The following is a 9,605-nucleotide window of genomic DNA, read 5'->3' on the forward strand; positions in this document are numbered from 1 at the left end:
ACCTTTAGCTAAGCAGTGCCAAAAGAATAACCAATCAGGTTACTTACTCAAGGTGAGACCACCGGATGCTTACGATGAAAATGCAAGCATGAGTCAACGTGCCCAAGACTATAATGACTCCGCTTCAGGCGCTCGCTCAAATATCGAAACACAGAAAGGACAAGCTCCAAGTATTGACCGAGTTGATGTAGATGGTAAAAATAAACCAGTGAGATTTGACGGTGTGGATGGGAACGTAATGATAGATAGGAAAATATCTGTTGTTACAACTCAGAAAGCTAAGGATCAAGCACTACGGCAATCAGATGCTTTGAAAAACAATGGGATGACCGGTCGTTGGGAAGTAACCACGCAGGCACAAGCGAATCGTGCACAGAAGATGTTTGATGAGTTAGGAATCAAGAATATAGAGGTGAAAGTTGTTAAAGAATAGCAGTGTTAAACTAGTAAAAATCATAGCTGATCTCGCTATATTCTTAGAATTCACTAGTGAAGATCAACTAGATCCAGATACAGCAGTAGAAATGATGGAGCAAATGGCTTCAGAATTACAATTACTAAACGATGACGACAAGAATGACATTATCCGACTCTTCTCGGAGATATCGCATGAATATACTGGAGACAAACGGGAGTTCATTAAGGAGTTGCCTGAATCTTTTGGTTTAACCTCGTAAAAAGATCCCGGCCAACTGGCCGGGGTTCCTACTTCTAAGCCCTAAACCCTCCCTCTTCCCGCCGCTGCACCCGGATAATCCCCGGTGCGGCGGTGAGTGTGAGTTGTTCAGCGTGGGTAATGCCGGACTCGCTCAGCCAGTCGCCAGCAATCACCAGTTCGCCGTTATCCCGCACCCAGTCCGCCCCCAAATCTTGCCGCTGTTGGCTAACCGCGCACAGTGTGAACCAGGTGGCCACATCGGTGGCGGTGGTGACCCACAATGTGCGGTTCCTTAAGGTCAGTTGCAGCGGGGTGCCGGTGGTAAAACCGAGTGCGGCCAGTGGGTTGCCGGACAACGTTAACTCTGGGATCGGCTCAGGGGTAAAAGTGATGTTCATGCGTTCCCCTCCGTGGTGGTTGCGGTGCGGATAATCAGTTGGCCCTGTTCCGCAATAATGCTCACGGGTTGGCCCTTGTTAAACCCCAGCGCTTCCAGCCATCGGCCCTTGATGGTCACAGTTGCGGTATCGGGTTAGGCCTGCCACCGTTGGGGCGGTAGCCGACAATGCTCTTGCGGGCTTGGGGTGTGGCGGGTTCTGACTTATGATGTTGCTCAGCCATGGTAACTACCTCTGTTAGTTGCTTGTGGTTAGCGGGTTGTCGGTGTTGCTGCACCTTCAACCCGCGCTAAAAATCTTCTTGTTAGCTGCCAGTCTCCTGCTGTTGCGCCTGTGCGATAACCGCATCTAGCATCTCAGCCACTATCTTCTGCCTACCCTTCGGTAACTGGCTGATAATCTCAATCTGTTGTTCCAGTCGTGATGCCGGGCCGCGCTTGCGTGGGGTGCGTTCTGTCTCTTCACCCAATAAACCTTCCAGAGAAACTGAAAGCAGTTTAGCTACAGCAGGCAGTATAGATATCTGTATCCGTCGCCGACCCGCTTCCCAAGTCTGTACCGCTTGTTGTGAAACATTAGACCCAGCTTCGGGGTTGGTGCTGCCAAAACAGGAAAAACGCTTGCCGCGCCATATCCTGAGTATGGAAGAAGTGGAGCAGGTGTTGGCGCTGCCGGATATCAGCACCTTGCAGGGGTTGCGTGACCGGGCGTTGTTAGAGCTGTTGTGGTCAACCGGGATGCGACGCATCGAAGTGGCCGGGCTTGACCAGTATGCGGTTGATACCAGCCGTAAAACAGTGACTATCCGCCAGGGTAAAGGGAAAAAAGACCGGGTTATCCCCCATCGGGGAGCGGGCGTTGAAATGGGTACAGCACTATCAACAATAGGTGCGGCCGCAACTGGTGGTTAATCCCGAGGTTGAGGCACTGTTCGTGGCACTGGATGGTCTGGCGGGGTTAACACCCAATGGCGTTACGGCTGTCACCAAAAGCGATATCGTGGCCTCCGGTGTCAACCGCTGGGGCAGTTGCCACCTGTTCCGCCATGCGATGGCAACCGAGATGCTGGAGAACGGCGCCGATATCCGCTGGATACAAGCCATGCTCGGTCATGCCAGTCTCGAGTCTACACAAATCTATACGCAAGTGAGCATCCGGGCGTTACAGGCAGTTCATGCCTCCACTCACCCCGCAGAGCAGGTTGATGAAAATGAGTAACTCTGAAATACTAATAGTTAATAACTGATAGTAATCTGATGGAGAAAATACTATGCCAACCAGCGTGGCGCTAAGCCCCTACTTCGAGGCGTTCATCCGGGAACAGATAGCAAGTGGACGCTACAACAATACCAGTGAAGTTATCCGTGCCGGACTTCGTGCACTGGAGGAACGGGAACAACAGATGAAACTGGAATTACTACAAAAAGCGGTCAGTGCAGGTATAAACAGCGGTGAAAGCAAAGAAGCGGAACCCGTGTTTAACCGGCTGACACGTAAATACCGCAGTATGGTAGAGGGTAATCAGAGCAAATGAAGCTGAGCCTATCGCCACTGGCGGAGCATGATATCGAAACCATCGGCGACTATATCGCCCGAGATAATCCGTTAAGGGCGGTGAGCTTTACTGATGAGTTATATCAGCAATGCCTACTGATAAGTGAATCACCCGACGTTTACCGCGAGAGGCCAGAACTGGGCCAGAGGATAAGAAGCTGCACTTATGGACGTTACCTTATTGTGTATAGCGTTCATGATGTTGAAGTCAGAATAGAAAGGGTGTTGCACGGAGCCAGAGATATCAGTCTGTTGTTCCCTGGGTCACCGGAAAGTCCGCAAAGCTAGCTGGTTATCTGTGAGTCGGTGGGTGTGGGAAGCCCACGGCAGCAGGCGCGCAATCAAGCTCTTCTTCTCAATCATCACCAACTCACCGTTATCCTGGCCACAATCCGCACCCAATCCGCCCACAAAATCATGGCGGCCTTAGCTCACTACGTACAACGCATGGCAAGCGACCTCACAGTTCTATCCATATTGGCGCCGAAATTCGCGACTTTGCGCACAGATATGGCACAGCCCACTTGAGTAATTGTTATTCAAAAGTTACACATTGGTAACATTTTGAAATATTAAGTTTCTTTTTATAACAAATAACAATAAGTAAGAGGTTCTTCTTGATGTTGAAAAACTGAGCTTTAATCCCCTCAATGGCCTGACCATCAGGCCGCAGTGCTACAGGAGGCCGCATGAATTTATCTGGAAAACGGGTTCTGATCACAGCAGCAGGACAAGGAATTGGTCTAAGCAGCGCCAAACTTTTTGCAGCGGCGGGGGCTAACGTCCTTGCCAGCGATATCCATACCGAACAACTACAAGGCTTGGATGGCATTACACCACTAACACTGGATGTCACCGATACCAGAGCGATTGCCGCAGTGGCAGAAACGGTGGGGACGTTGGATGTATTGTTCAACTGTGCCGGAGTGGTACACAGCGGTTCTATCCTCAACTGCACTGAACAACAATGGCAATTTGCACTCGATCTTAACGTAACCGCGATGTTTCGCATGATCCGCGCTTTCTTGCCCGCTATGTTGGAGCGCCAACAGGGGTCGATTATCAATATGTCGTCTGTGGCTTCCAGCGTGAAGGGGGTGCCTAACCGCTTTGCCTACAGCGCTTCCAAAGCCGCAGTCATTGGCCTAACGCGCTCAGTAGCGGCGGATTATGTTTCCCAAGGGATCCGCTGCAATGCCATTTGCCCAGGCACCGTGGAATCACCTTCTTTGCATCAGCGCATTGCTGAACAAGCTCGTGAACAAGGCAGTAGCATCGAAACGGTTTATCAGTCATTTGTCGAGCGCCAGCCGCTGGGCCGCATTGGCAAAGCCGAAGAGATCGCCAAGTTGGCGTTGTATCTTGCGTCAGACGCCAGTTCCTATACTACTGGCACCGTACAGATTATTGATGGCGGTTGGAGCAACTAAGGCTTAAGGAAAGAGAATAATGAAACTTTTACGTTATGGTGCGGCAGGGCGGGAATGCCCAGGTGTTTATGATAATAACGGCAATATTCGCGACCTTTCGCAGCATATTACCGATGTGGCCGGGTTGGCCCTGTTGCCGGAAAACCTCACTCGTTTGCAGCAACTTGATCTTGCCACCCTACCGTTGGTCGAAGGAAAGCCGCGTCTGGGTGCTTGTGTCGGTAACATTGGCAAATTCATCTGTATTGGACTGAACTATGCCGACCACGCAGAGGAAACCGGTGCAGTGATCCCAACAGAACCCGTCGTTTTCAATAAATGGACCAGTGCCGTGGTTGGGCCAAACGACGATGTACTGATCCCCAGAGACTCAATCAAAACAGACTGGGAAGTGGAACTGGGCGTGGTGATTGGCCTAGGGGGAAGCTATATCAGCGAACAGGATGCCATGCAGCATGTCGCCGGTTATTGCGTAATTAATGACGTGTCTGAACGCGAATTTCAGCTTGAACGCGGCGGCACCTGGGACAAAGGCAAAGGCTGCGATACCTTTGGCCCCATCGGCCCTTGGCTGGTCACTACTGATGAAATTCCTGACCCGCATAGCCTCAACTTATGGCTGGAGGTGGATGGTAAACGCTATCAGAATGGAAATACCAACACCATGATCTTCTCGATCCCGTACATCATCAGCTACCTGAGCCGTTTTATGAGCCTGCAACCCGGGGATGTGATTTCCACAGGCACACCTCCAGGAGTGGGGATGGGGCAAAAACCCTATCCAATCTACCTGAAACCCAATCAAACGATGCGCCTGGGAATAGATGGCTTGGGTGAACAGTGCCAAAGAACGGTAGGTTACCCGGTTAAACGCTCAAACAATCTGTAAAAGGCAAAGTCGTAAACTTCGCCAAGCACATAGCTCGTTTTCTAGCGACACTCTCACCTTCCCAGAGAGAAAACACAACCCGTGAACATGCAACTTTAAATATGAGAAATATAAAATAAACAACAGAAACCCTGGAGCGTTACGATGAAAAAATTAGTTGTACTGGATGGGCACCATTATCCTGAAGGGGAATTTGATAAAATTAAAGAACTCTGTTCCAGCAATGGAATAGCCTTCGATGTTCTTGACTGTGTCACCCCTGAAGATGCAATTCAAACAGCACAGGATGCCGATGCGGCAATCTGTATTTATCTCCCTATGGATGATGATTTACTCAAGAATTTACCGAATTTACGCATGGTGGTTCGAAGTGGTATTGGTGTTGATAATCTCGACTTACCAGCATTTACTAAAAATAGAGTCCTTGCCTGCAACGTGCCGGACTATGGCGTGGAAGAAGTTGCAATCCATGCGCTCAGTTTACTTCTTGCACTGGAGCGGAAAATAGTTCTGTACAATAATAGCGTACACAGCGGAGAGTGGAATGAGGACACAGGTTATGCAATGCGGCGAGTCAGTCAGCGAACTGTTGGCCTCCTTGGTTTCGGGCGTATTGCTCGTAAATTATCTTGTTTTTTAACGCCATTGGGCTATTCGCAAATTGCTTTCGATCCTCACCTTCCCTCTCATTTTTTTACTTCAGCAGGGGTTGAGAGTGTTAGCTTAGATTTTCTGCTTCAGCACTCCGATATTCTTGTTGTTATGGCACCATTGAATGAAGAAACCCATCATATCATCAATGATGAAACCCTGGTCAAAGCTAAAGATGGCCTTTTTATTATTAATACAGCACGTGGGGCTTTGGTAGATACTCATGCCATCATTCGAGCGTTAGATTCAGGTAAAATAAAAGCTATTGGCTTTGATGTCTTAGAAGAGGAACCACCTAAAGGCCTGTGCCAAGAACTTATAGGTAGGCCAAATGTGATTGTGACCCCACATATAGGATATAGGTCATTAGAGTCCTTCGAGGCCTTAAAAAGAATGGCGGCAGAAACGGCAATTTCTTTTTTAAACGGTGGGGATGCCTACAATGTAGTCAACAAAGAAATTATCGGTCAATCTCGATAAATAGCAATCATTAAGCAATAAAGCTCAATAGAACCACTATTTCTTCAGTAAAACACATGCACTATAAATTTATAGGTGATGTTTATTAATTAAAATCATTTTTCATTTTATAGATTGTGTGAAATTTAAACACCATCAATAGTGAACTATTGAGCAGCTAGTTATAAAGCTTTAAAGCGAATCGATAAAAAAGGAGCCCGCCATGCCTCTGGTTATATTGCTTTCCGGTGTAATATTACTGTTCACTTTAATTATTGCATTTAAGCTGAATGGTTTTCTTGCTTTAATGCTCACAGCTATCTTTGTTGGGCTTATGCAGGGCATGGAGCCGTTAAGCATTGTTAAATCAATAGAGCATGGCCTTGGGAGCACCTTTGGACATATCGGCATCATTGTTGTTCTCGGCGCTATATTTGGCACGCTCATCGCTGAAGGAGGAGGAGCCCAAAGTATAGCCTCCAATCTGCTCAGAGTATTCGGTCAAAAATATGTCACTTGGGCAATTTGCCTTGCTTCATTTATTCTTGGTGTCATTTTATTCTGGGAAGTGAGCTTCGTTTTGATTATTCCCATTGTTTACACCATCGCTATAGAAGCGCGAGTCAAGTTACTGAAGGTCGGGCTGCCATTTTTAATGGCAATTACATTGACACATTGTTTCCTTCCCCCACATCCCGGGCCGGTTGCAGTTGCCTCCGTGCTCAATCAGGCTAATATTGGTATTATATTGATATATGGGTTAATAATATCCATACCCGGCGCGTTAATATTCGGGTTATCCATGCCAAAACTTTACTCAAAATGGGATATCGATATCCCCGAAAATCTTATTGCCAAAAAAAGCTTTAATGATGAAGATCTTCCCAGCTTATCACTCAGTCTGCTTACGGCATTTTTCCCAGTCGCCCTTATTTTAATTAGTGTTATTTGTGAATTTATGTTGGCGAACGACTCCAGCATTAAAATAATCTTAACATTTATCGGTAACCCAGACATTGCCTTGTTAATCTCTGTTTTTATTGCCTTATACGTTTTTGGTCTGCGTGGTGGGCGAAGAAAGATGCAAGATTTAATGAAAAGTGTCGAGTCTTCCATCATCAGCATGGGGGCCTTGCTTTTTGTATTCGGCGGAGGTGGTGCATTCAAGCAAGTCATACTGGATAGCGGTATGGCGGATTATATTGCCGATATCACCAGAACATGGGATATATCTCCCCTCCTCCTTGCCTGGCTGATAACCTGTAGCATCAGATTATGTGTTGGCTCCGCAACCGTGACCGTACTCACCGCATCAGCCATTATATTACCCATATTAAACTCTACCGGTGCTAATGCTGAGCTGATGGTATTGGCAATATGTACCGCATCCGTATTTGGAGGACCACCTAATGATGTCGCCTTTTGGTTTATTAAAGAATACTTTAATCTTTCGATAATCCAAACCGTGAAAGTGTGGTGTGTACAGGCAACATTACTGGCATTGTATGGCCTTATCGGGGTTATTGTCTTAAATACCGTGATCGGCATAATTTGATATATACAAAATAATTCGAGTTGCTTGTAGGCGGCCAGCGATGGAATCCTTAAATAGCTGCCCCTAATACTGCGACACCTTTGCCTGACCGTGCTTCCTGCCAGGGAATGGACTTACCGTTTTCATAAAGATTTAGTCATTGCCACATCGAAGCCATCGGCGACGATATCGCCGTTAAGAGAGTGACAGCCCCAAAAATAACTCGCATAATGACAACACGAATGACACCACACGGTGGGATGATAATGAGTACAGTCCACTTCAGAATCGATGAAGAGACCAAACGCTTGGCGATGCAAGCAGCGGAAAGACAGAGAACGACTCTGACAGAGGTGATGCGCCAGCGAGCAGAAGAACTGGCCGAGGAAGAGCGTCGTTATCAAAACAGTGAACATGATGGCTGGTTGGAGCAGCAAATAATAGAAGCGTTCAGCCGCTATGATGGCGGTGAAGGCGATTTTATCAGCAACGACGAAATGAATAGCCACATGAATGAGCTGAAAATGCAGGCAGCGCGGGGCAAACTGTGACATCAGTTGTTCAGTGGGAAAAACAGGCACAGGCAGACCGCGAGACTATCTTCCGTTACCTGTGCCAAGAAGCGGGTCTATCCATAGCCAGCGCCACAGATGACAAGTTCGTCGGCATGGCGAATATCCTTCAGGATAATCCGTTGGCAGGGGTAAAAGCAGGAAATACTGAGAAACAGCGCAAACTGGTGGTTCCACGCTTCCCGTTTATTATCGTCTATGTCGTTGAAGGGAGTGTTGTTTGATCTTACCCAGCAATAGTGGACACGGCATTAAGTGAGTAAACTCTTAACCCAGAGGTGACTCATGACTAAAACATCAACAACGAAAAACAAGCCCCGTAAACAACATACGCCCGCCTTTCGTGACGAAGCACTTAAGCTCGCCCAACGTATTGGGGTGGCCGCCGCTGCGCGAGAACTCGGTCTGTATGAATCGCAAATCTACGCTTGGCGTACTAAGCAACAGCAAAACCTATCTGCTTCTGAGCGTGAACAGACTCTTGCTACTGAAAATGCCCGCTTAAAGCGCCAATTAGCCGAACGTGATGAAGAGTTGGCTATTCTCCAAAAGGCTGCGACATACTTCGCGAAGCGCCTGAAATGAAGTATGTCTTTATCGAAAAACATCAGGCTGAGTTCAGCATCAAAGCCATGTGTCGGGTGCTCCGTGTCGCCCGCAGTGGCTGGTATGCCTGGCGTCTACGTCATCATCAGATAACCCCGCGTCAGCAGTTCCGTCTTGTCTGCGATGAGGCCGTTGGAAAGGCATTCAGTGACGCAAAACAGCGGTATGGTGCGCCACGTCTTTCTGATGAGCTTCCAGCGTACAACGTCAAAACCATCGCCGCTAGCCTACGTCGTCAGGGGCTGCGCGCAAAGGCCTCGCGCCGGTTCAGGCCGGTCAGTTACCGTGAGCATGGTTTGCCGGTGTCAGAAAACCTGTTGAAACAAGACTTTACCGCCTGTGGGCCGAATCAGAAATGGGCGGGTGACATTACCTACTTGCGTACAGATGAAGGCTGGCTTTACCTGGCGGTAGTGATTGACCTGTGGTCGCGAGCCGTCATCGGCTGGTCGATGTCCTCGCGGATGACGGCACAACTGGCGTGCGATGCGTTGCAAATGGCGTTGTGGCGGCGTAAACGCCCGGAAAATGTCATTGTTCATACAGACAGAGGCAGCCAGTACTGTTCAGCGGATTACCAGGCCTTACTGAAACGCCATAATCTGCGTGGCAGTATGAGCGCAAAAGGCTGTTGTTACGACAATGCCTGTGTTGAAAGCTTCTTCCACTCACTAAAAGTGGAGTGTATCCACGGCGAGCACTTTGCCAGCCGGGAAATAATGCGAACAACCGTGTTTAATTATATCGAGTGCGATTACAATCGCTGGCGTCGCCACAGTGCCTGTGGTGGTCTTAGCCCGGAACAATTTGAAAACCAAAACCTCGCTTAGCCGTGTGTCCATTGTTCGTGGGTA

General features: G+C 48.2%; 11 protein-coding genes and 3 pseudogenes. 11 read left to right on the forward strand and 3 right to left on the reverse strand.

The genetic code is table 11. From position 1 onward, the window contains the following. The coding region (locus AC2A06_RS18210) for a hypothetical protein (protein ID WP_484381216.1) at positions 1-433 on the forward strand (433 nt) is incomplete at its 5' end. A 278-nt stretch (positions 434-711) separates the two neighbouring features. Here AC2A06_RS18210 and AC2A06_RS18215 read toward each other — a convergent pair. From AC2A06_RS18215 to AC2A06_RS18225, 3 genes and pseudogenes are all read right to left on the reverse strand, one after another. After that, positions 712-1,056 (reverse strand): SymE family type I addiction module toxin, encoded by a 345-nt coding sequence (locus AC2A06_RS18215; protein WP_484381217.1) that lies wholly within the window; start codon positions 1,054-1,056, stop codon positions 712-714. Then, positions 1,053-1,279 (reverse strand): annotated as a pseudogene (locus tag AC2A06_RS18220) (SymE family type I addiction module toxin). The gene AC2A06_RS18215 and the pseudogene AC2A06_RS18220 overlap by 4 nt, the downstream one beginning before the upstream one ends. Positions 1,280-1,360: 81 nt before the next feature. Next, positions 1,361-1,633 (reverse strand): annotated as a pseudogene (locus AC2A06_RS18225) (helix-turn-helix domain-containing protein); the annotation flags it as partial. A 1-nt stretch (position 1,634) separates the two neighbouring features. On the opposite strand from AC2A06_RS18225, the pseudogene AC2A06_RS18230 reads away from it, so the two are divergent. The 10 genes and pseudogenes from AC2A06_RS18230 to AC2A06_RS18275 all read left to right on the forward strand — a co-directional run. Further along, positions 1,635-2,274 (forward strand): annotated as a pseudogene (locus tag AC2A06_RS18230) (tyrosine-type recombinase/integrase); the annotation flags it as partial. 52 nt (positions 2,275-2,326) lie between these two features. Then, positions 2,327-2,590 carry a type II toxin-antitoxin system ParD family antitoxin gene (locus tag AC2A06_RS18235; RefSeq protein ID WP_484381218.1) on the forward strand — a complete coding sequence of 88 codons (264 nt, stop codon included), beginning with the start codon at positions 2,327-2,329 and terminating at the stop codon, positions 2,588-2,590. Next, on the forward strand, positions 2,587-2,898 hold the full coding sequence (locus AC2A06_RS18240) for a type II toxin-antitoxin system RelE/ParE family toxin (RefSeq protein ID WP_484381219.1): 312 nt from the start codon (positions 2,587-2,589) through the stop codon (positions 2,896-2,898). Before AC2A06_RS18235 ends, AC2A06_RS18240 begins: the two co-directional genes overlap by 4 nt. Before the next feature lie 401 nt (positions 2,899-3,299). After that, positions 3,300-4,040 carry an SDR family oxidoreductase gene (locus AC2A06_RS18245; RefSeq protein WP_484381220.1) on the forward strand — a complete coding sequence of 247 codons (741 nt, stop codon included), beginning with the start codon at positions 3,300-3,302 and terminating at the stop codon, positions 4,038-4,040. Between the two features lie 19 nt (positions 4,041-4,059). Continuing rightward, positions 4,060-4,929: a fumarylacetoacetate hydrolase family protein gene (locus AC2A06_RS18250; RefSeq protein ID WP_484381221.1), complete on the forward strand. Its 870-nt coding sequence runs from the start codon at positions 4,060-4,062 to the stop codon at positions 4,927-4,929. A gap of 144 nt (positions 4,930-5,073) precedes the next feature. Beyond that, positions 5,074-6,060 carry a C-terminal binding protein gene (locus AC2A06_RS18255; RefSeq protein WP_484381222.1) on the forward strand — a complete coding sequence of 329 codons (987 nt, stop codon included), beginning with the start codon at positions 5,074-5,076 and terminating at the stop codon, positions 6,058-6,060. Between the two features lie 202 nt (positions 6,061-6,262). Beyond that, positions 6,263-7,594 carry a gluconate:H+ symporter gene (locus AC2A06_RS18260; RefSeq protein WP_484381223.1) on the forward strand — a complete coding sequence of 444 codons (1,332 nt, stop codon included), beginning with the start codon at positions 6,263-6,265 and terminating at the stop codon, positions 7,592-7,594. A gap of 245 nt (positions 7,595-7,839) precedes the next feature. Continuing rightward, entirely contained in the window at positions 7,840-8,124 is a 285-nt protein-coding gene (locus tag AC2A06_RS18265; protein ID WP_484381224.1) for a damage-inducible protein J, read from the forward strand. Next, positions 8,121-8,369 (forward strand): type II toxin-antitoxin system RelE/ParE family toxin, encoded by a 249-nt coding sequence (locus AC2A06_RS18270; protein WP_484381225.1) that lies wholly within the window; start codon positions 8,121-8,123, stop codon positions 8,367-8,369. Before AC2A06_RS18265 ends, AC2A06_RS18270 begins: the two co-directional genes overlap by 4 nt. A gap of 61 nt (positions 8,370-8,430) precedes the next feature. Continuing rightward, positions 8,431-9,581, forward strand: a protein-coding gene (locus AC2A06_RS18275; protein WP_484381226.1) for an IS3 family transposase whose coding sequence is annotated in 2 segments (ribosomal slippage) — positions 8,431-8,701 and positions 8,701-9,581 — 1,152 coding nt in all. Because the reading frame shifts where the segments join, the coding sequence is not laid out codon by codon here. The last annotated feature ends 24 nt before the right edge of the window (positions 9,582-9,605 follow it).

It is taken from the genome of Serratia sp. HNCC26DJ244, from assembly GCF_057180565.1.